Genomic DNA, 18,832 nt, shown 5'->3' on the forward strand with positions numbered 1-18,832 from the left:
ATGGATTAAAGTGATGCAAAAAATCGGACGAAATGCCGCCATAGAGCTTGATACGCTGGACGAAGCCATCATCCGCGAACTCAGCGTCGATGCCCGGCTGACGATGACAGAACTCGCCCGCCGCGTCGGCCTCAGCAAGACCCCGGTGCTGGCGCGGGTTCGCAGGCTGGAGGAGGCCGGGCTGATCACCGGCTACCACGCCACCCTGAGCTGGCCCAAGCTTGGGCTCGGCTGCGTCACCTTCGTGCAGGTCCGCCTCACCGATACCCGTGAGAAGGCGCTGAAGGCCTTCAACACCGCCGTCGCAGCGCTGCCCGAGGTGGAAGAGTGCCACATGATCGCGTCGGGCTTCGATTACCTACTGAAGGTCCGCACCCGCGACGTGGCCAGCTACCGCGAGGTGATGGGCGAAAAGCTCTCGGAGCTGCCCCATGTCGCCTCCACCTCCTCCTACGTGGCCCTCGAAGTGGTAAAAGACGGCTGACTCTCGCCCGCTTTTCGCGGCCCCCGGCCCCTTATCGCCTCAGCCACAACCCCACGGACCGGCCCTCGACACGCGCGCCGAACGCGCTAGCCTCTCCCTGAACCGAGAGGAGACCCACATGCCCCAGCCCCCCGCCGCCGATCTTGGCACGCCCGCCCCCGACTTCACCCTGCCCGGCACCGATGGAAAGGCTTGGAGCCTTGCCGACGTGGCGGGCGAAAAGGGCATGCTGCTGATCTTCATGTGCAACCACTGCCCCTATGTGAAAGGCATCATCGACCGGCTGATCGTGGATGCGCAGACCTTGCAGACCGCGGGCATCGGGGTGGCCGCGATCTGCGCCAACGACGCCGACAGCCACCCGGCCGACAGCTTCGAGAACATGAAGGCCTGGGCCGAGGAAAAGGCCTTTCCCTTCCCCTATCTCCACGACGAGAGCCAGGAGGTGGCGCGCGCCTATGATGCCGTCTGCACGCCCGATTTCTTCGGCTACAACGCAGCCGGCGAGCTGCAATATCGTGGGCGGCTCGACGCATTCGGCAAGAACGACGCGCCCGCCGATGCGCCGCGCGAGCTTGTCGAGGCGATGATGCAGGTCGCCGCCACCGGGCGCGGCCCGGACGAACAGGTGCCCTCGATGGGTTGCTCGATCAAATGGAAGGCCGCCTGAAGATCACAAGCGCCGCGGTTGCGGCGGGCCGGCGGCAGCGAGGGGCCAGCCCCTCGCGCTCCCCGGGATATTTTTAGCAATAAAATGAACAAGTTGTGCGATTTTTTCGCATTGCCTGAAACTTCCCGCACCGGCCGCCCGTGTCTTCTGATGCAGGCCGGGCGCGAAGCGCCTTGCTGGGGGCGCGACCCCGGTTTGCAGTAAGAGTGTGAAGGGTAGAGGCGCTCGCGGTCGGCAAGGACCGCGGGCGTCTCGCTATTGTGGAAAGAGGCTGTTACGGTCGCGCCCATGGCTACGTCCGAAGAGATCGAAGGTATGATTGCGCGCTGCGCTCTGGGCGACCGGGCAGCCTTTGCCGCGCTGTATCAGGCCACCTCGTCGAAACTTTTCGGCATCTGCCTCCGTATCCTCAGGGAGCGCTCCGAAGCGGAAGATGCCTTGCAAGAGGTTTACCTCCGCGTCTGGCGCAAGGCCGAGAGCTATGTGGCCGGCGGTCCCTCGCCGATGGCATGGTTGTCGACCGTCACGCGGAACCTCGCGATCGACCGGTTGCGGGCCAAGGCGCCCCCGGCGGACGAGCTGGAGGACGCGCCCGAGTTGGTGGCCAAGGGGCCCACGCCCGAGCAATCGGCGGTGGCCGCAGGTGAGGCCGCGCGGATCGGGGCCTGTCTGGGCGAGTTGGAGCCCGACCGGGCGGGGGCCGTGCGCGGCGCCTACCTGGAGGGCGCGAGTTACACCGAGCTGGCAGGCCACTACGGCGTGCCGCTCAACACGATGAGAACCTGGCTGCGCCGCAGCCTGATAAAACTGAAAGAATGCCTCGAGCGATGACCGAGCAGGCCACATATGACGAAGACGACATCGCCCTCGCGGGCGAGTACGTTCTGCGTCTGCTCTCCGCCGAGGAGGTGGCCGGTTTCGAGGCCCGTCTGGCTGCCGAGCCGGGGCTGCGCCTGTTGGTGACCGAATGGCAGGAGGGGCTTTCCAGCCTCGCCGACGAGGTCGAGGAGACCCCGCCCGCCGCGCTCTGGCGCCGGATCGAGGCCGCCGCTCATGGGGCCGATCAGGCCGCCGGGCAGAGCCGTGGCCTGCCGCTCTGGGGGTGGCTCACCGGGGGCCTCGCCGCCGCGCTTGTTGCCGTGGCCGTGTTCTTCGCCATCGATCCAAGCCCCGCCGTCGCGCCCACCCATCAGGCGCGCATTGCGGCGGAGGATGGCTCGCTCACCGTGCTGGCCGCGCTCAGCCCAGAGGGCGAGCTACATGTGATCCGCGAATCAGGTGGCCCCCGCCCCGGCCGGGCGCTGGAGCTCTGGCTCATTGCCGATGGCGCGCCTGCGCCGGTTTCGCTCGGCGTCTTCCCCGAGGCTGACGACTTCCGCGTGCCGCTCCCCGAGGCCCTGCGCGCGGGCTTTACCGGCGGCACGCTGGCGATCTCCGACGAGCCGCCCGGTGGCTCGCCCACCGGCGCACCCACAGGCGATGTTCTGGCCGCCGCCCCGGTGCAAACGCTTTAAAGCACCAGCGAATATATCGCGCAAAATCAGCCGCTTGAGAGATTATCACGGCTTCGTGTGAAACCAATCTCCAAGTCGCTCCGTAACTCCCTACAGAACCCCGCCACAACGGTCGGGGAGAATGACTGACCGGGAGAAACCCCAATGACTTTCGCCAAAACCCTCGCCACCACCGCCGCTGCCGCACTCGTTGCCGGCACCGCTTTTGCCGCCAACCCCGAAGTGGGCGGCGCCGCGATGTACGAGGACAAGAACATCGTCGAGAACGCGGTGAACTCCGCCGACCACACCACCTTGGTCGCCGCCGTTCAGGCTGCTGGTCTGGTCGAGACCCTCTCGGGTGAAGGCCCCTTCACCGTCTTCGCGCCGACCAACGCCGCCTTCGAGGCCCTGCCCGATGGCACCGTGGAGACCTTGCTGATGCCCGCGAATAAGGACCAGCTGACCAAGATCCTCACCTGCCACGTTGTGGCCGCTGATGCGATGTCGGCTGCGATCGGCCAGATGATCATGGACGATGATGGTGCGCACCCGATCCAGACCGTGGGTGGCTGCGTGTTCACCGCCAAGATGATGGGCAATGACATCGTGATCGAAGACGAGAACGGCGGCATGGCCAAGGTGACCATCGCCGACGTGAAGCAATCCAATGGTGTGATCCACGTGGTCGACGCCGTGCTTCTGCCGAAGATGTAAAACCTCCCATCCTGGCCGGGTGCTCCCTAGCCCCGGCCAGGCCCCGGCACCTCTCTGCCCCGCAGCGGAGGGGTGCCACCCCACCCAATTCACCCGCCGTCCGATTGGAGCCTCCGATGAACCGCCGCGATTTTCTTTCAGCCGCCACGGCCGCGATCCCCGTGGCCATGGTGCTCAGCCCCCGGCTCTTTGCCGCCACCGAGGGCAACTTCGAGGTGACCCGGACCAAGGCCGAGTGGCAGGCCATGCTGAGCGAGACGGAATACGCCGTAATGCGCGAGGAAGCGACGGAGCGCGCCGGCACCTCGCCGCTGAACGACGAGAAGCGCGCTGGCACCTACGCCTGCAAGGGCTGCGATCTGCCGCTTTATTCCTCCGAAACGAAGTATGACAGCGGCACCGGCTGGCCCTCGTTCTGGCAGTCCCTGCCAGACGCCATCGGCACCAAGGAAGACCGCAAACTCTTCTCCGTGCGCACCGAGTGCCACTGCCGCCGCTGCGGCTCGCACCTCGGCCATATCTTCGATGATGGGCCCGCTCCCACTGGCAAGCGCCATTGCCTCAATGGGGTGAGCCTCACCTTCCTGCCGGCTTGATCCCCCCGCGGCCCGGCCCCTCCGTCCGGGCCGCCCTGCCCGCCCCGCGTCATCCCTCGCAGGGGCGGGCAGATTGTTTTCAAGGGAGCCAATCGGCCTTATCACGGGGTGTCGGATAGGATGGGCAAGCTGCCCACCGCCGTTCAAAACCCGCGCAGTTCCGTGAAGGCCTCAAGCGGCTCCCGCTCGGTGCGCACCACATTCGCCGGATGCGCCGGATCGGCCCGGCCCAGCGCGATCCCGCAGACCACCAGTTCATCCTCCGGCAGGCCCAGTGCCTCGTGGGCCACATCGCCGTAATGGGCGATGGCGCCCAGCCCGCAGGTGGCCAGCCCGCGCGATTCTGCCGAGGCCAGCAGCGCCATAATCGCCATGCCGAGGTCCATGAAGCAGCCCTTGCCCATGTCGCGCCGGATGGTCACGATCATCCCCACCGGTGCATCGAAGAACCGATAATTGCGGTCAAACTGGCGCCGCCGCCCGTCGAGGTCGCGCTTCTCGATGCCCAGCGCCTCGTAAAGCGCGTAGCCTGCCGCCCGCTGTCGGGCCTTCAGCTCGGGCGGCATTTTCTTGGGAAAGTAGGAGTATTCGGCCACCTGCGGGCGCCCGTCCGCGATGGCCTCGGCCAGCGCGGCAGAGAGCGCCTTCAGCGGGGCGCGGGTGAGGGCGATGAATCGCCCGGGTTGCAGGTTGGCACCCGAGGGGGCGCGGCGGGCATCCGTCAGGATCGCCTCCACCGTGCTGCGTTCCACCGGATCGGGCAGGAAGCCGCGCACCGAGCGGCGCTGCGCCAGCGCCTCGCTGACCGTCAACGCGCCGTTGCGGCCCCCGTCCACCAGCTCAGCCCCGGCTGGGCAGGGCGCCGGGCCGGGCCTTGGCCAGCGCCTGGGTCACCAGCGCGGCCAGCACGGCCTTGATCAGATCGCCGGGGATGAAGGGCAGCGCCGCCACGGTCACCGCCTCGCCGAGGCCCGCCGGTTTGGCCAGCATGTACCACGCCAGCGCAAAGACATAGAGCGCCACGATCCCGCCAAAGACCGAGCCTGCCGCCGCGCCCGCCGCCACCGGCAGCGCCCGCATCCGCTCCATCACGAGGCCGGTCACGAAGGCGGCAATCGGAAAGCCCACGAAGAACCCGGCCCAAGGGGTCATCAGCACGCCAAGGCCACCCCGGCCACCCGCCAGCAGCGGCAGGCCGAGCAGGGTCAGCAGGCAAAAGAGCGCCGCCGCCGCCGCGCCGCGCCATGCGCCCAGCACGGTGCCGCAGAGCATGATCCCCAGCGTCTGGGCAGTGATCGGGATGCCAGAGGCCAGCGTCAGCTTGGGCACCAGCCCCAGCACCGCGATCAGCGCCGCGAAAAGCGCGATCATCACCACGTCCCGTTCCGAAACCTTGCTCATTTCCGTGCCCCTTCGCTCAATCCGCCGCGCGCCCTCAGCGCTTCAGCCACATGGTCCGCATCGTCCAGCGCAAGCCCCGCCAGCGGCGCGGCGATGCGCCATCCGGCGCGGCGTCGCGGGCTGCGGGCGCGATAGCTTTCGGCCAGCGCCGCGCCTTTCTCGCTCAGCACCGGGATAAACCGGATCACCAGCGAAATGGCAAGCTCCATAGGCCGGGTGTTCAGCCCGATCCGGCGCAGCGGCGCGGTCAGCCAGTGCAGCACTGCCAACATGTCGGCAAGGCGTGTCGTCATTGTGACAAGGTTGGCCAGCGCGACCGCAGAGAGGAGCCGCAGCACGATCACCGCACCCTCCGCCAGCGTGCCGGTCGCCACATGCCAGACCGCGATGAGCGCCGCGAAGAGCGCCACCGGGCGCAGCGCAGCGAGCCCCGCCCGCGCAAAGCGCGCGCCCGGCAGGGCATAGAGCGCAGCGACAAGCGCCAGTGCCACCAGTTGTCCGGCAAGCGAAGCGACCATGAACAGCCCCGTGCCCGCCACGCAGAGCAGCGCCAGCTTCAGCCCAGCGGGCCAGCGATGGAAAACCGTCTCAACCGGCGAGGTCAGTGAGATCATCGCCCTCGCCCTCCATCGCGGCGCGAAACCGCACCAGCACCTCGCCCGCAGGCCCATCGGCCGCCACCGCGCCCGCCTCCAACCAGATAACCCGGTCGAAGCCCTCCAGAGCCGCTGGGTCATGGCTGATCATCACCACCCGCTGCGGCAGGGCGGCGAGCCGGGCGTGCAGCGCCCGCGTGGTCGGAATGTCCAACCCCGCGAAAGGCTCGTCGAGGATCAGCCACTCCGGCGCCATCGCCAGCACCGAAACGAGGCAAAGCAAGTGCCGCTGGCCGCCGCTCAGGCTGCCCACCGGCCTGTCCCACCAATGCGCCTTGCCGATCTCCGCCAGCGCGGCGCGGGCCGCTGCCTCGGCATCTGCCCGGCCCTGCTGCACGAGGCCAAAACTCACCTCCTCGCCGCAGGTCGGAAAGATGATCTGGTGATCGGGGTTCTGAAACAGGATGCCCACCCGCGCCAGCGCCGCCTTGCGGTCGGCGTAGAGGTCGTCGCCGCCCACCGTGACCGCCCCGCCCGTCGGCGCAATCAGCCCGGCCAGCAGCCGTGCGAACGTGCTCTTGCCCGAGCCGTTGCGCCCGACCACGCCGATCCGGCGCTCGTCCAGCGCGAGCGTCAGCGGGCAGAGAATCTCCCGCCCGTTCACACCGTAAGCTGCCTTCTCCAGCCGGATTTCGCTCATCCCGTCACGCTCCGTTTTGCCCGCCCTAGCCCGAAATGGTCCGCATTGTAAGGCCCGGCCCGTTGTGCGGCCGGGCATTTCCCGACCAAAACAATCAGAATTGACTTACCCAAGTAATTCACTCAGAATTAACCCGACTCCCAGCCATCCCGCCCAAGGGCCAGCCCGGACACGTCAGACAACCGGAGACCCAAGCACAGGTGGACCCATGAGAAACGCGCAACTGAGTGACCCGTATTCATCCCTCCTCCAGAGCTTCTTCTGCCGCCACTACGGCGCAGGCGAAGCCCGGCTTTTTCGCCGGATCGTCGGGGAGGCCCGGGCATGAACGCGCATGTCACCGCCCCCGCCGGAACCGCCCTGCCCCTGCACGATGCCCGCGCTCTGACCAAGGGCGGCATCCAGGCCATGATCGAGCTCGACGGGCAGACCTACTTCCTGCGCATCACCCGCGCCGGCAAGCTGATCCTGACCAAATGAAGCACGCGGCCTTTCCCGCCTCGGGGCCTGCGCCCCGCGCGCCCCGCGGGGCTGCGCCCGTGGGCCGCACCGCGGAGCTGGCGCCTGCCGAGCTGGCCGCCGTGACCTTCCTGCGCATGACCCTCACCGGGCGCGATGCGCAGGTGGCCGAGGACTTCGCGCTGCTGCTCGGCGCGCAGGACGGGGCCGAGGCCCATGCCGCCTTCGCACGTCTGGCCCGCGCGCTGGCCGAGCGCCCGCGTGCGTTCTGCCATCATGCGCCCGGCTGCGCCTGTTATGGCGGCGATGAAAGCGCTTTTGCTCACCTGCTCTCCGCCTCCGCGGCAGGCGACGAGGAGGCCGCGATGGGCTTTGCCCTGCACCTCTTCTCCGGCCGCCCACCGCTCGGGCTGCTCGGGGCCGCCGCCCGCGCCGGGCTCGCGCTCAACCACATGACCGAGATGCTCTCAGCACCCCGGGCATTGCACTGAAACCAACTGAACGACCAAAGCCAACAGGACAGTAAAGACCAATGACTTCCAAGCTCAAAGCCACGCTCCTCGCCACGGTGACCCTCGCGCCGCTTCCCGCGCTCGCAGGCCCCGCCGAGGTGCTTGCCAACTACGCCGACATCGCCCAAGCCGGGTATGAGGACAGCCTCGCAACCGCGCAGACGCTCCAGTCTGCCGTCGACGCGCTCATCGCCTCGCCCTCCGATGTCACGCTGGAAGCCGCCAAGCACGCATGGCTCGCCGCCCGCGTGCCCTACCAGCAGACCGAGGTCTTCCGCTTCGGCAACGCGGTGGTCGACGACTGGGAAGGTAAGGTCAACGCATGGCCGCTCGACGAAGGGCTGATCGACTATGTCGACGGCGGCGGCGCGACCGACGAGAACCCGCTGGGCGGGCTCAACGTGGTGGCCAACCCCACGCTGACCATCTCCGGCGAGGAGATCGACGCGACCGAGATCACCCCCGCGCTGCTCTCGGGCACCCTGCACGAGGCCGACGAGATCGAGGCCAATGTGGCCACCGGCTACCACGCCATCGAGTTCCTGCTCTGGGGCCAGGACCTGAACGGCACCGAGCACGGTGCCGGCGCGCGGCCCTACACCGACTACGCTTCCGGTGACGCCTGCACCGGCGGCAACTGCGATCGCCGCGCCGCCTACCTCAAGGCCGCGACCGACCTGCTGGTGACCGACCTCGAAGAGATCGTCGCAGCCTGGTCTGAAGGCGGCGAAGGCCGCACTGCCGTGACCGGCGACGAGACGGCAGGCCTCACCGCCATCCTCACCGGCATGGGTTCGCTCTCCTACGGCGAACAGGCCGGCGAGCGGATGAAGCTCGGCGTCATGCTGCACGATCCCGAGGAGGAGCATGACTGCTTCTCCGACAACACCCACAACTCGCATTACTACGACGGTCTGGGCATCCAGAACGTTTACCTGGGCGAGTATCAGCGGGTCGACGGATCTGTCGTTTCGGGCGAAAGCCTGGCCTCCCTCGTGGCCGCTGCCGATCCGACGCTCGATGCCGAGCTGACCGCCGCGCTGGCCCACACCATGCGCGAGCTTGGCCAGATCAAAACCGCTGCCGAAGCCGGCTATTCCTACGACCAGATGCTGGCCGCTGGGAACGCCGAAGGCGAGGCACTGGTGATGGGCGCGGTGGATGCGCTCGTGGCCCAGACCCGCTCCATCGAGCGGGCGGTCACCGCGCTTGGCCTCGACGGTATCGAGGTTGAAGGCTCCGACAGCCTCGACCAGCCCGACGCTGTCTTCCAGTAAACCGCGCTCGGGTAGGTGCGCCAAATCCGCTCACCCGAAACGCTCATGAATACCGGGGGCGCCGCAACGCGCCCCCGCCGACACCTCAAAACAGCCAGCCCCGGGCCTGCCGAAATGATCGTCTGCCACTGCCAAAGCATCAACGACCGCGACATCCACGCCGCCATCGACTGGATGCGTGCCGCCGACCCCGAAACAATCATCACCCCTGGTAAGATCTACCACGCCCTCGGCAAACGCGCCGACTGCGGCGGATGTATGCCCCTGTTTCTCTCCACGATGCGTGCTAATACAAATCTGGAGGTTCCGCCCGAGTTGCGCGGCCTCGGAACGCATCGCAGGAGAGGAAAGAGCGCATGAAAGGCGACGCAAAGGTCATCGAATACCTGAACGCAGCACTCCGGTCCGAGCTTACGGCCGTCAACCAGTACTGGTTGCACTACCGGATGCAGGACGACATGGGCCTGAAAGGTCTGGCCGACAAGTCGCGCGAGGAGAGCATCGAAGAGATGCACCACGCCGACAAGCTGATCACCCGCATCCTCTTTCTCGAGGGTCACCCCAACCTGCAAAAGCTCGATCCGCTGCGCATTGGCGAGACCCCCAAGGAGATGCTTGAGGCCGATCTGGCCGCCGAGCACGAGGCCCGGACGCTCTACAAGGAGGCCCGCGACCATTGCGAGGAGGTCGGCGACTACGTCTCCAAGAACCTCTTCGAGGAGCTGATGGCCGATGAAGAGGGCCACATCGACTTCCTCGAAACCCAGCTCGACCTGCACGACCGCGTCGGCGAGCAGAACTACGCCCAGATCAACGCCTCCACCGCTGCGGACGCCGAGTAGCACTGCGAATAAATCCGGGGTCTCGCGCGTAACCCCGGCATGATCCCGTCACCCACCCGGCTCAGGGTGGGTGAAACCCAAACATCGAACGCGCCGACCATGCCAATGCCCCTCCGCCTCTCCACACTCTTCGCCCTGCTGGCCACATCGGCCGCAGCCCAGACCCTGACCGACGATCACCTGCCCGTGGTCCCGCGGACAGAGGCCGAAGCAGCCCGCATTGCCGCCGTGACCGCACCCACCACCAGCTTCACCGCTGCCGAAGCCTTCGAGCAAAACCCCGGCGGCGCGGCCACCGTGCGGCGGCGCGACAACGCCGATGCCTTCTCCCAGCCCTCCGGCAATATCGACTTCGCCCGCGAGCTCGATTTCAAGCTGGGCAACGGCCTATTCCGCAAGCTCTGGGTCTCCGCCCCCTCCTCCACGCTGGCCTCCGATGGCCTCGGCCCGCTCTACAACGCCCGCTCCTGCCAGCGCTGCCACCTGAAAGACGGGCGCGGCCACCCGCCAGAGACCGGCGAGAACGATGGCACCACCATGTTCCTGCGCGTCTCCATCCCCGGCGGCCCGGAGGACGGGATCGAGGAAATCCGCGATTACATCGCCACCCTTCCCGAGCCCACCTACGGCGGCCAGATGCAGGACCACTCCCTGCCCGGCATCCCCGCCGAATACCGCCTCGGAATCACCTACAAAGAGATCCCGGTCGCGCTTTCGGGTGGCGAAACCGCCTCCCTCCGCGCCCCGACCTACGCGGCCGAAAACCTCGGCTGGGGGCCGCTCCACCCAGAGGCCATGCTCTCGCCGCGTGTCGCCCCCCAGATGATCGGCCTTGGGCTGATCGAGGCGATCCCGGCGGCGGATATCCTCGCCAACGCCGACGAAGACGACGCGAACAACGATGGCATCTCCGGCCGCGCCAACATCGTCTGGTCGCTGGAGCATGACAAACCCATGCTCGGGCGCTTCGGCCTCAAGGCAGGTATGCCCACCATCCGCGAGCAATCCGCCGCCGCCTTCGCCGGTGACATCGGCATCAGCTCGCCCCTGCACCCGAATGGCGCGGGCGATTGTGTGCTCGCCCAAGCTGCTTGCCAGCAAGCCCCCCACGGCGATCAGGACGCGCGCGGCTTCGAAATCGCAGCTGACGGGCTCGACCTCGTCACCTTCTATTCCCGCAACCTCGCCGTCCCCGCTCGCGCCGCCGTCGATGACCCGCAGGTGCTTCGCGGCAAAGAGGTGTTTTACGACACCGGCTGCACCGCCTGCCACACGCCCAAGTTCGTCACCCACCGGCTGCAGGACCAACCCGAGCAGAGCTTCCAGCTGATCTGGCCCTATTCCGACTTCCTGCTGCACGACATGGGCGAAGGACTGGCCGACCACCGCCCCGAAGCCCGTGCGACGGGCACCGAATGGCGCACCGCGCCGCTCTGGGGCATCGGCCTGACAGAGCAGGTTTCCGGCCACACCCAGTTCCTCCACGATGGCCGCGCCCGCAACCTGTTGGAGGCGATCCTCTGGCACGGCGGCGAGGCGCAGGCCCAGCGCGATGCTGTCGCCGAAATGCCGCCCGAAGACCGCGCCGCCCTGCTGCGCTACCTCGAAAGCCTCTGACGCCTTGCTCCCGGCGCGCCACAGGCGTAGGCCGGGCGGTGTCCCGCCGCTCGTGAAAGGACCGCCCATGCGCCCCCTGCTCGCCGCCCTCGCCCTCCTCGCCGCCCCGCTCCACGCCGGCGTGCCCGAGGCGATCGAAGGCCACATCCTCCCGCGCCACGCCACCTTCGCCGAGGCCGCCGCCGCGCTCGATGCCGCCGCGCAGGCCGATTGCACCGCCGAGGCGCTGAAACCGGCCTATAACGCCGCCTTCGACGCATGGATCGGCGTCCAGCACCTCGCCATCGGCCCCCTGCAAGAGATCGGTGGCCCCATCGCGATCCAGTTCTGGCCCGACACCAAAGGCTTCACCGCCCGCCAACTCGGCATGTTGCTGAAAGCCGAAGCGCCCGAGGCCGTCACACCGGAAGGTTTCGCCCAGCAATCCGTCGCCGTGCAGGGATTCATGGCGCTGGAACGGATGCTCTACGACGACACCTTCTCGGGCTACGCCGCCGAAAGCTACGCCTGCGCCCTCACCCGCGCCATCGCCCATGACATCGCCACCAAGGCCGCCACGCTCGCCTCCGACTGGCCCGCCACCGCCCAATCCCTGCGCACCGCCGGGGAGCCGGGCAACGCCACCTACCTCGCCCCCGCCGAGGCCACACAGGCGCTCTTCACCGCGCTCATTACCGGGATCGAATACAACGACGACGCCCGCCTCGCCCGCCCGCTTGGCAGCTTCGAGCGGCCCCGCCCCACCCTCGCCGAGGCCTGGCGCTCGGGCCGCAGCCAGCGCAACCTCGCGCTCTCGCTGGCGGCGCTGGAGGAGTTTGCCGCCCTGCTGGCCGATGGCGAGGCGTCCGAAACGCAAAAGCTCTTCAACGATACCGAGGCCTGGCTCGATAGCCTTGATGAGCCCGCCTTCGCTGGGGTCGCCGAGCCGACCACCCGCATGGGGATTGAAAGCCTCACCTCCTACCTCGACCTGCTGAAGGAGACCGCCGCCGCCGAGATCGGCGCGCATCTGAACGTGGGGCAAGGCTTCAATGCGCTCGATGGCGACTGAGCGATGATCCCCCGCCGCGCCTTCCTCGCCTCCCTCGCAGCTGCCGCCGCGGTGCCGCGCGCCACATGGGCCGATGCCGGGGCGCCCGCCTACCTTGCCGCCGCCCGCGATGCCTCCGGAGCCTTTGCCCTCTGCGGCCTCTCCGCCGCCGGGGCGCTGCGCTTCCGCCTGCCCCTGCCCGACCGGGGCCACGCGGCGGCGGCTCACCCGTCACGCCCCGAGGCCGTGGGTTTCGCCCGCCGTCCGGGCCGCTTCGCGCTGGTGATCGACTGCGCCTCCGGCCGCCAGACCGCCCGGCTCAACGCGCCGGAGGGGCGGCACTTCTACGGTCACGGGGCGTTTCTCGAAGGCGGCGCAGTGCTGGCCACCTCCGAGAACGACTATGCCACCGGCGCGGGGGTGATCGGCCTCTGGGCGCCCGAAGAGGGCTACGCGCGCATCGGCGAGGTGCCCTCCGGCGGGATCGGCCCGCATGAAATTCTGACCCTGCCGGACGACCGCAGCCTGCTGGTTGCCAACGGCGGGCTGCGCACCGGGCCGGGCAGCCGCGAGGTGCTGAACCTCGACACCATGCGCCCCAACCTCGCCGTGGTCTCCCCCGACCGCGGGGTTCTGGAGGTCTCCGAACTGCCCGAGCCGCTCTGGCCCAATTCCATCCGGCACCTCGCCCTGCGCCCGGACGGGCTGGCAGGCTTCGCCATGCAGTGGCAACGCGATGTCGCCGAGCCGGTACCGCTTCTCGGCCTCTGGCGGGCGGGCCAGACGCTGCGGCTCTGCGAGGCCCCGCCCGCCCGCGCACTGGCGATGCAGGGCTATGCCGGTTCGGTTGCCTTCTCGGGTGACGGTCAGTCCGTGGCCATCACCTCGCCCCGCGGCGGCGAGGTGCAGATCTTCGATGCTGAAACCGCCACCCTGCGCGCCCATTGGCGCCGCGCTGACATCTGCGGACTGGCCCCGCGCGGCGCGGGGCTCTTTGCCTCCGACGGCATGGGCGGGCTCTTCGCGCTGGGGGCTGACGGAACCGCCACGCCGCTGGCCCGGCATGAGGCGAGCTGGGACAACCACCTCGTGCCGGTGCGCGGGGTGTAACGCTCGTGGGTGGCACCCCCCACACCGCGCCTTTCAGTGGGGGGCCAGCCCCCCACACCCCCCGGGGATATTTGGAGCAAGAAAATGAACAGGGCGGGCGACGCTTTACAGAACAAAGAGTGAACATTATTCTGAAGGCATGCCCCGCGATCCGCTCTCCCACATGCCCCACCGGCCGCGCCGCCCCTGCGTGGTGGCCGGAGAGTTTGCGCTGGCCACCGGGCGGGTGCATGAGTTTTGCGGCCCGGCGCGGCAGGCACTGGCGCTGGCAGTGGCCGGGCGGCTCTCGGGGCCGGTGATCTGGATCACCCCGGACTGGCAGGGCGAGGCGCTTTGCGGGCCGGGCGTGAACCGCTGGATCGATCCTGCGCGGCTGCTCATCGTCCGGGCGGGCCGGGAGGCCGAGGGGCTCTGGTGCATGGAAGAGGCGCTGCGGGCGGGCGCGGCGCCGCTGGTGGTGGCCGAGATGGAGGCGCCGCCGGGCATGGTGCCGGTGCGGCGGCTGCATCTTGCCGCCGGAAGCCCGGAGGGTACCGCGCCGCTGGGGCTGATCCTGACCCCGGGCACGGGCGGTGCGCCGGGGATCGAGAGCCGCTGGCAGGCCGCCCCCGCCCATGCCGCGGGCCTCACCCGCTGGGAGCTGCGCCGCCTGCGCGCCCGCATGGCCCCGCCCGCCGCATGGCACCTCACCCAGCCCGCGCCCCGCGCCGAGCTGGTGCTCTCTCCCCTTGCCGCGCTGGAGGCAACGGCGTAGGGCGGGAGGGGGCCAACCGCCCCGCTCTCACCCGGCCCGCCGAAAACGACACCCCCCGTCGCCCGCAGGCCAGCCCCCGCCCCTGCCTCAGGCTACCCCGCCCCCATGCGCCTCCTCCTCACCTTCGCACCGCTGCTCCTGTCGGTGGCCCTGCTCCAGCTCTCCACCGGCGGGCTGGGACCAATGGATGCGCTCTCGGGGCTGACGCTGGGCTTCACCACCGGCGAGATCGGCCTGCTCGGCTCGGCCCATTTCACCGGGTTCTTCCTTGGCTGCTGGTGGGCGCCCCGGCTGATGGGCAGCGTCGGCCACGCCCGCGCCTTCGCCGCCTTCACGGTGCTCGGCGCCATCGGCCTGCTGGGCCACATGCTGCTGACCACGCCTTGGGCCTGGGCCGGGATGCGCGTGGCCTCAGGGCTCTGCATCGCCGGGTGCTACACGGTGATCGAGGCCTGGCTTCAGGCGCGGGTCACAAATGCCACGCGGGGCCGGGCGATGGGCAGCTACCGGCTGGTCGACATGGGCGGCTCGCTGCTGGCGCAGTTGCTCGTCGGCGTGCTGGAGCCGGCCACCTATGCCGCCTACACCCTCCTCGCCATCCTCTGCTGCGCCGCCCTGCTGCCCACCGCCCTCACCCGCGCCGAGCAGCCCGCCACGCCCGAGGCCCCGCGCCTGCGCCCGGCCCTCACCTTCGCCCGCTCGCCGCTTGCAGGCGCCGCCGTCTTGGTGGCCGGGCTCACCTCTGGCAGCTTCCGCACCATCGGCCCGGTCTACGGCCAGGCGGTCGGGCTCGGCCCCGAGCAGATTGGCCTCTTCCTCGCCATCTGGATCGGCGGCGGCGCGCTGGCGCAATGGCCCGTGGGCTGGCTCGCCGACCGCTACGACCGCCGCTGGGTGCTGATCGGCCTCTCGGTCGCTTCCACCCTCGCCTGCGCCCTGACCCTTGCGACCTCGCAATCCACCACCGCCGTGCTAACCTGCGCGGCGATCTTCGGGCTCACCAGCTTTCCGATCTACTCGGTCGCCGCCGCCCACGCGCACGATTGGGCCTCCGATGACGAGCGGGTCGAGCTTTCGGCCTCGATGATGTTCGCCTTCGCCGCCGGGGCCATCGCCGCACCGCTGACGATCTCATGGCTGATGCAGGCCACCGGCCCAAGCGCGCTCTTCACCATCATCGCGCTGGCCCATGTGGCGCTCGCCGTGATCGGCACGATCCGGATGCGCGCCCGCCCGACCAGCGCCGAACGCACCCGCTACATTTACGCCCCGCGCACCAGCTTCCTGATCGGCCGCCTCACCGGCCGCCAGCGCAAGGACCCATAGGGCAAGGCGGGCTCCGGCGCCCCTAGCCAGAAACCGCCAGCGCCCCGCGCCCGTGCCTCGCCCCGTGGCGCCAAAGCACCAGCACGCAAAGGCCCACCATCGCCACATCCGCCAGCGGCGGCGCGAGCCAGAGGCCGATCTCGCCCAGCGCCCAAGGCAGACTGAGCGAGAGCGGGATCACCAGCAGGTAAACCCGCGTCAGCCCCAGCAAGGCGGCCCGCCGGGCATCACCAATGGCCTGAAAGAAGGACGACACCATGCTCACCGGCCCCACCAGCACGTAGCCCGCAAGGATCACCGGCAGCAGGCCGGCCAGCGCCGCCTGCACGCCGCTGTCGCTGGTGAAAAGCGCCCCCAGCCCCCACCGCGCCGAAATCAGCCCGAGCGCTACCGTGCCGCAATAGGCCAGCGCCGTGCCCATCGCCCGATGCAGCGCCCCGTTGGCCCGCGCGTGCAGCCCTGCGCCGTGGCAGGTGCCCGCAATCGCCTGCAGCGCCTGCCCCAGCCCGAGCATTCCTAGGAACGCAAAGGCCATGACCCGTAGGTAGATTCCGTAGGCCGCGATCAGGGCCTCCGTGTCCGGCCCATCCAGCAGCCGCAACATCGCCACCACCGCGCCGGTGCTGAGCGCGATGCCCAGAAAGCTCAGGCTCTGTGGCGCGCCCAGCGCCAGCATCTCGCCCCACCGTGCGCGGCTAGGCCGGGGCAACGGCAACACCAGCCGCCCCCGCGCCCGCAAGCCCAGCACCACCAGCACCGCTGCCGCCTGCGCCACCAGCGTGGCCAGTGCCGAGCCTGCCACGCCCCAGCTGAAGACGGCGATGAAGAGCCAGTCCAGCGCGCCATTGCCGAGCGAAACCGTAAGCGACATCGCCGCCATGAACGGCACCCGCCCTTCGACCCGCAGCGCATCGGTCTGGAGCGTCAGCACCAGCCCCAGCAGCCCGCCTCCGCCGAGGATCGCGATGTAGCGCCAGCCCATCCCGGCCAGCGTGGCGTCACCATCGGCCAAAAGCCGCACCAACCCCGGCCCCGCCACTGCTCCCACGGCACAAACGGCGAGCCAGATCAGCAAGGCCAGCCCATGCGCCCCGCCAAAGGCTCGCGCCGCGCCGCCCGAATCTGCCGCGCCCAGCGCCCGCGCCACCACCGAGGCCATGCCCGACGACACCAGCGTGCCCAGCGCCGCCAGCAGCATCACCGCCGGAAACACCAGCGTCACCGCCGCCAGCGCCTCCGCGCCCACGTAGCGGCCCAGAAAGATCGCATCGACCACACTGAGCAGCCCGTGCAGCATCATCACCAGCGAGATCGGCAGCGCCGTGCGCAGCAGAAGCGGGCCCAGCGGGCCGGAGAGATAGGGAGAGTCGGACATAATTTTTTACCCGGGTATAAATATACCCCGCCCTACCGTCCTCCCGCGCCCCGGTCAAGCCCGGTGGCATCGCACCCCCGTTGCTCCCCGCCGCTGCCTGCTGTAACCCTCCCGGCAACTCCGACAAAGGCCGCACCCATGCCCCGCACGCTCATCACCTCCGCCATTCCCTACATCAACGGGATCAAGCACCTCGGCAACCTCGTGGGCTCCCAGCTCCCGGCCGACCTCTACGCCCGCTACTGCCGGGCGCGCGGCGACGAGGTGCTGTTTCTCTGTTCGACCGACGAGCATGGCACCCCCGCCGAGCTGGCCGCTGCCAAGGCGGGCAAGCCGGTGGCCGAGTTCTGTGCCGAGATGCATGAGGTGCAGGCCGAGATCGGCAAGGGCTTCGGCCTGTCGTTCGACCACTTCGGTCGCTCCTCCTCGCCCCAGAACCACCGGCTGACCCAGCATTTCGCCGGCGCACTGGCTGACAACGGCCTCATCGGCGAGGTCTCTGAGAAGCAGGTCTATTCCAACGCCGATGGCCGCTTCCTGCCGGACCGCTACATCGAGGGCACCTGCCCGAACTGCGGCTACGACAAGGCGCGCGGCGACCAGTGTGAGAACTGCACCAAGCAGCTCGACCCGACCGACCTGATCGAGCCGCGCTCCGCCATCTCCGGCTCGACCGACCTTGAAGTGCGCGAAACCAAGCACCTCTACCTCAAGCAGCGCAGCCTGCGCGCCGACATCTCCGCCTGGATCGACAGCAAGACAGACTGGCCGGTGCTCACCACCTCCATCGCCAAGAAATGGCTGAACGACGGCGACGGGTTGCAGGACCGGGGCATCACCCGCGATCTCGACTGGGGCGTGCCGGTCAAGAAGGGCACCGAGGACTGGCCAGGCATGGAGGGCAAGGTCTTCTACGTCTGGTTCGACGCGCCCATCGAGTACATCGCCTGCGCCGAAGAGTGGCAGGACGCCGGCAAGGGCGCGGATTGGGAGCGCTGGTGGCGCACCGACAAGGGCGCCGATGATGTCCGTTACGTCCAGTTCATGGGCAAAGACAACGTGCCCTTCCACACCCTCACCTTCCCCGCCACCATCCTCGGCTCCGGCGAGCCGTGGAAACTGGTCGATTACATCAAATCGTTCAACTACCTGAACTACGAGGGCGGCCAGTTCTCCACCTCGCAAGGGCGCGGCGTCTTCCAGGACCAGGCGCTCGAAATCCTGCCCGCCGACTACTGGCGCTGGTGGCTGCTCTCCCACGCGCCCGAAAGCTCCGACACCGAGTTCACCTGGGAGACCTTCCAGCAGGATGTGAACAAGGATCTGGCCGACGTGCTGGGCAACTTCGTCAGCCGCGTCACCAAGTTCTGTCGCTCCAAATGGGGCGAAGAGGTGCCTGCCGGCGGCGCGCTGTCCGAGAACGGCAAGGCGCTGATCGCGGAGCTTCAGGGCAAGCTCACCGAGTACACCGCCCAGATGGATGCCATCGAGGTCCGCCGCGCGGCGGCGACCCTGCGCTCCATGTGGGTGGCGGGCAACGAGTTCCTGCAATCGGCGGCGCCGTGGACCACCTACAAGGAAGATCCGGAGGCCGCCGCGGCCGACATTCGCCTCGCGCTCAACCTGATCCCGGTCTACGCCGTGCTCTCTGCGCCGTTCATTCCCTTCTCCGCCGAACGGATGCTGGCCGACATGGGCGCCGAGGGGGCCGAGTGGCCCACGGATATCTCCGCCGCACTCAGCGCCTTGCCCGAAGGTCACGGCTTCACCGTGCCCGACGTGCTCTTTGCCAAGATCAGCGACGAAGCCCGCGAAGACTGGGCCGCCCGCTTCTCCGGCACCCGTAGCTGACCCGCCGCCGCCCTGCGGCCCG

General features: G+C 68.9%; 22 protein-coding genes. 17 read left to right on the forward strand and 5 right to left on the reverse strand.

Annotated features, from left to right (window positions below; all coding sequences use genetic code 11):
- The first annotated feature begins 13 nt into the window (after positions 1 to 13).
- The 6 genes from ACUXVX_RS17205 to msrB all read left to right on the forward strand — a co-directional run bounded on the left by ACUXVX_RS17205 (position 14) and on the right by msrB (position 3,960).
- Positions 14 to 484: an Lrp/AsnC family transcriptional regulator gene (locus ACUXVX_RS17205; protein ID WP_446309249.1), complete on the forward strand. Its 471-nt coding sequence runs from the start codon at positions 14 to 16 to the stop codon at positions 482 to 484.
- 118 nt (positions 485 to 602) lie between these two features.
- Positions 603 to 1,154, forward strand: a complete 552-nt coding sequence (locus ACUXVX_RS17210) for a thioredoxin family protein (RefSeq protein ID WP_446309251.1) — start codon at positions 603 to 605, stop codon at positions 1,152 to 1,154.
- Positions 1,155 to 1,442: 288 nt separating this feature from the next.
- Positions 1,443 to 1,985: a sigma-70 family RNA polymerase sigma factor gene (locus ACUXVX_RS17215; protein ID WP_222468409.1), complete on the forward strand. Its 543-nt coding sequence runs from the start codon at positions 1,443 to 1,445 to the stop codon at positions 1,983 to 1,985.
- Positions 1,982 to 2,668 carry an anti-sigma factor gene (locus ACUXVX_RS17220; RefSeq protein ID WP_446309252.1) on the forward strand — a complete coding sequence of 229 codons (687 nt, stop codon included), beginning with the start codon at positions 1,982 to 1,984 and terminating at the stop codon, positions 2,666 to 2,668. The genes ACUXVX_RS17215 and ACUXVX_RS17220 overlap by 4 nt, the downstream gene beginning before the upstream one ends.
- A gap of 144 nt (positions 2,669 to 2,812) precedes the next feature.
- Positions 2,813 to 3,364: a fasciclin domain-containing protein gene (locus ACUXVX_RS17225; RefSeq protein ID WP_446309253.1), complete on the forward strand. Its 552-nt coding sequence runs from the start codon at positions 2,813 to 2,815 to the stop codon at positions 3,362 to 3,364.
- A 116-nt stretch (positions 3,365 to 3,480) separates the two neighbouring features.
- On the forward strand, positions 3,481 to 3,960 hold the full coding sequence (gene msrB / locus ACUXVX_RS17230) for a peptide-methionine (R)-S-oxide reductase MsrB (protein WP_446309254.1): 480 nt from the start codon (positions 3,481 to 3,483) through the stop codon (positions 3,958 to 3,960).
- 143 nt (positions 3,961 to 4,103) lie between these two features.
- Here msrB and ACUXVX_RS17235 read toward each other — a convergent pair whose 3' ends face one another.
- The 4 genes from ACUXVX_RS17235 to ACUXVX_RS17250 are packed head-to-tail and all read right to left on the reverse strand — an operon-like array spanning position 4,104 to position 6,657.
- Positions 4,104 to 4,796 (reverse strand): nitroreductase, encoded by a 693-nt coding sequence (locus ACUXVX_RS17235; protein ID WP_446309256.1) that lies wholly within the window; start codon positions 4,794 to 4,796, stop codon positions 4,104 to 4,106.
- 4 nt (positions 4,797 to 4,800) lie between these two features.
- Positions 4,801 to 5,361 (reverse strand): biotin transporter BioY, encoded by a 561-nt coding sequence (locus ACUXVX_RS17240; protein WP_222468405.1) that lies wholly within the window; start codon positions 5,359 to 5,361, stop codon positions 4,801 to 4,803.
- Positions 5,358 to 5,975, reverse strand: a complete 618-nt coding sequence (locus ACUXVX_RS17245) for a CbiQ family ECF transporter T component (protein WP_446309257.1) — start codon at positions 5,973 to 5,975, stop codon at positions 5,358 to 5,360. The genes ACUXVX_RS17240 and ACUXVX_RS17245 overlap by 4 nt, the downstream gene beginning before the upstream one ends.
- Entirely contained in the window at positions 5,950 to 6,657 is a 708-nt protein-coding gene (locus ACUXVX_RS17250; protein ID WP_446309258.1) for an energy-coupling factor ABC transporter ATP-binding protein, read from the reverse strand. Before ACUXVX_RS17250 ends, ACUXVX_RS17245 begins: the two co-directional genes overlap by 26 nt.
- Positions 6,658 to 6,981: 324 nt before the next feature.
- On the opposite strand from ACUXVX_RS17250, the gene hemP reads away from it, so the two are divergent.
- From hemP to ACUXVX_RS17300, 10 genes are all read left to right on the forward strand, one after another.
- Positions 6,982 to 7,137: a hemin uptake protein HemP gene (hemP, locus tag ACUXVX_RS17255; protein ID WP_222468402.1), complete on the forward strand. Its 156-nt coding sequence runs from the start codon at positions 6,982 to 6,984 to the stop codon at positions 7,135 to 7,137.
- Positions 7,138 to 7,196: 59 nt separating this feature from the next.
- Positions 7,197 to 7,607, forward strand: coding sequence for a hypothetical protein (locus tag ACUXVX_RS17260; protein WP_446309260.1), 411 nt, complete (start codon positions 7,197 to 7,199; stop codon positions 7,605 to 7,607).
- Between the two features lie 41 nt (positions 7,608 to 7,648).
- Positions 7,649 to 8,905, forward strand: a complete 1,257-nt coding sequence (locus tag ACUXVX_RS17265; protein ID WP_446309262.1) for an imelysin family protein — start codon at positions 7,649 to 7,651, stop codon at positions 8,903 to 8,905.
- 114 nt (positions 8,906 to 9,019) lie between these two features.
- A complete protein-coding gene (locus tag ACUXVX_RS17270) occupies positions 9,020 to 9,265 on the forward strand; it encodes a (2Fe-2S)-binding protein (protein WP_222468399.1) in 246 nt (81 codons plus the stop codon).
- Positions 9,262 to 9,747 carry a bacterioferritin gene (gene bfr, locus ACUXVX_RS17275; RefSeq protein ID WP_222468398.1) on the forward strand — a complete coding sequence of 162 codons (486 nt, stop codon included), beginning with the start codon at positions 9,262 to 9,264 and terminating at the stop codon, positions 9,745 to 9,747. The genes ACUXVX_RS17270 and bfr overlap by 4 nt, the downstream gene beginning before the upstream one ends.
- A 105-nt stretch (positions 9,748 to 9,852) precedes the next feature.
- Positions 9,853 to 11,364, forward strand: coding sequence for a di-heme oxidoreductase family protein (locus tag ACUXVX_RS17280; RefSeq protein WP_446309264.1), 1,512 nt, complete (start codon positions 9,853 to 9,855; stop codon positions 11,362 to 11,364).
- Between the two features lie 67 nt (positions 11,365 to 11,431).
- Positions 11,432 to 12,415 carry an imelysin family protein gene (locus ACUXVX_RS17285; protein WP_446309265.1) on the forward strand — a complete coding sequence of 328 codons (984 nt, stop codon included), beginning with the start codon at positions 11,432 to 11,434 and terminating at the stop codon, positions 12,413 to 12,415.
- Positions 12,416 to 12,418: 3 nt separating this feature from the next.
- Positions 12,419 to 13,504 (forward strand): DUF1513 domain-containing protein, encoded by a 1,086-nt coding sequence (locus tag ACUXVX_RS17290; RefSeq protein WP_446309267.1) that lies wholly within the window; start codon positions 12,419 to 12,421, stop codon positions 13,502 to 13,504.
- 139 nt (positions 13,505 to 13,643) lie between these two features.
- Positions 13,644 to 14,258, forward strand: coding sequence for an ImuA family protein (locus ACUXVX_RS17295; RefSeq protein WP_446309269.1), 615 nt, complete (start codon positions 13,644 to 13,646; stop codon positions 14,256 to 14,258).
- Between the two features lie 105 nt (positions 14,259 to 14,363).
- A complete protein-coding gene (locus ACUXVX_RS17300; protein WP_446309270.1) occupies positions 14,364 to 15,584 on the forward strand; it encodes an MFS transporter in 1,221 nt (406 codons plus the stop codon).
- 22 nt (positions 15,585 to 15,606) lie between these two features.
- Here ACUXVX_RS17300 and ACUXVX_RS17305 read toward each other — a convergent pair whose 3' ends face one another.
- Positions 15,607 to 16,959 (reverse strand): MATE family efflux transporter, encoded by a 1,353-nt coding sequence (locus tag ACUXVX_RS17305; RefSeq protein ID WP_446309272.1) that lies wholly within the window; start codon positions 16,957 to 16,959, stop codon positions 15,607 to 15,609.
- A gap of 138 nt (positions 16,960 to 17,097) precedes the next feature.
- On the opposite strand from ACUXVX_RS17305, the gene metG reads away from it, so the two are divergent.
- Positions 17,098 to 18,810 carry a methionine--tRNA ligase gene (gene metG, locus ACUXVX_RS17310; RefSeq protein ID WP_446309274.1) on the forward strand — a complete coding sequence of 571 codons (1,713 nt, stop codon included), beginning with the start codon at positions 17,098 to 17,100 and terminating at the stop codon, positions 18,808 to 18,810.
- The last annotated feature ends 22 nt before the right edge of the window (positions 18,811 to 18,832 follow it).

The sequence above is a fragment of the Vannielia sp. SX4 genome (assembly GCF_052828525.1).

Excerpts from the sequence above, each read along its gene's own strand:
- ACUXVX_RS17205 (WP_446309249.1), top strand. The coding sequence starts at position 14 with ATGCAAAAAATCGGACGAAATGCCGCCATAGAGCTTGATACGCTGGAC.
- ACUXVX_RS17210 (WP_446309251.1), top strand. The coding sequence starts at position 603 with ATGCCCCAGCCCCCCGCCGCCGATCTTGGCACGCCCGCCCCCGACTTC.
- ACUXVX_RS17215 (WP_222468409.1), top strand. The coding sequence starts at position 1,443 with ATGGCTACGTCCGAAGAGATCGAAGGTATGATTGCGCGCTGCGCTCTG.
- ACUXVX_RS17220 (WP_446309252.1), top strand. The coding sequence starts at position 1,982 with ATGACCGAGCAGGCCACATATGACGAAGACGACATCGCCCTCGCGGGC.
- ACUXVX_RS17225 (WP_446309253.1), top strand. The coding sequence starts at position 2,813 with ATGACTTTCGCCAAAACCCTCGCCACCACCGCCGCTGCCGCACTCGTT.
- msrB (WP_446309254.1), top strand. The coding sequence starts at position 3,481 with ATGAACCGCCGCGATTTTCTTTCAGCCGCCACGGCCGCGATCCCCGTG.
- ACUXVX_RS17240 (WP_222468405.1), bottom strand. The coding sequence starts at position 5,361 with ATGAGCAAGGTTTCGGAACGGGACGTGGTGATGATCGCGCTTTTCGCG.
- ACUXVX_RS17245 (WP_446309257.1), bottom strand. The coding sequence starts at position 5,975 with ATGATCTCACTGACCTCGCCGGTTGAGACGGTTTTCCATCGCTGGCCC.
- ACUXVX_RS17250 (WP_446309258.1), bottom strand. The coding sequence starts at position 6,657 with ATGAGCGAAATCCGGCTGGAGAAGGCAGCTTACGGTGTGAACGGGCGG.
- hemP (WP_222468402.1), top strand. The coding sequence starts at position 6,982 with ATGAACGCGCATGTCACCGCCCCCGCCGGAACCGCCCTGCCCCTGCAC.
- ACUXVX_RS17265 (WP_446309262.1), top strand. The coding sequence starts at position 7,649 with ATGACTTCCAAGCTCAAAGCCACGCTCCTCGCCACGGTGACCCTCGCG.
- ACUXVX_RS17270 (WP_222468399.1), top strand. The coding sequence starts at position 9,020 with ATGATCGTCTGCCACTGCCAAAGCATCAACGACCGCGACATCCACGCC.
- bfr (WP_222468398.1), top strand. The coding sequence starts at position 9,262 with ATGAAAGGCGACGCAAAGGTCATCGAATACCTGAACGCAGCACTCCGG.
- ACUXVX_RS17280 (WP_446309264.1), top strand. The coding sequence starts at position 9,853 with ATGCCCCTCCGCCTCTCCACACTCTTCGCCCTGCTGGCCACATCGGCC.
- ACUXVX_RS17285 (WP_446309265.1), top strand. The coding sequence starts at position 11,432 with ATGCGCCCCCTGCTCGCCGCCCTCGCCCTCCTCGCCGCCCCGCTCCAC.
- ACUXVX_RS17290 (WP_446309267.1), top strand. The coding sequence starts at position 12,419 with ATGATCCCCCGCCGCGCCTTCCTCGCCTCCCTCGCAGCTGCCGCCGCG.
- ACUXVX_RS17295 (WP_446309269.1), top strand. The coding sequence starts at position 13,644 with ATGCCCCGCGATCCGCTCTCCCACATGCCCCACCGGCCGCGCCGCCCC.
- ACUXVX_RS17300 (WP_446309270.1), top strand. The coding sequence starts at position 14,364 with ATGCGCCTCCTCCTCACCTTCGCACCGCTGCTCCTGTCGGTGGCCCTG.
- ACUXVX_RS17305 (WP_446309272.1), bottom strand. The coding sequence starts at position 16,959 with ATGTCCGACTCTCCCTATCTCTCCGGCCCGCTGGGCCCGCTTCTGCTG.
- metG (WP_446309274.1), top strand. The coding sequence starts at position 17,098 with ATGCCCCGCACGCTCATCACCTCCGCCATTCCCTACATCAACGGGATC.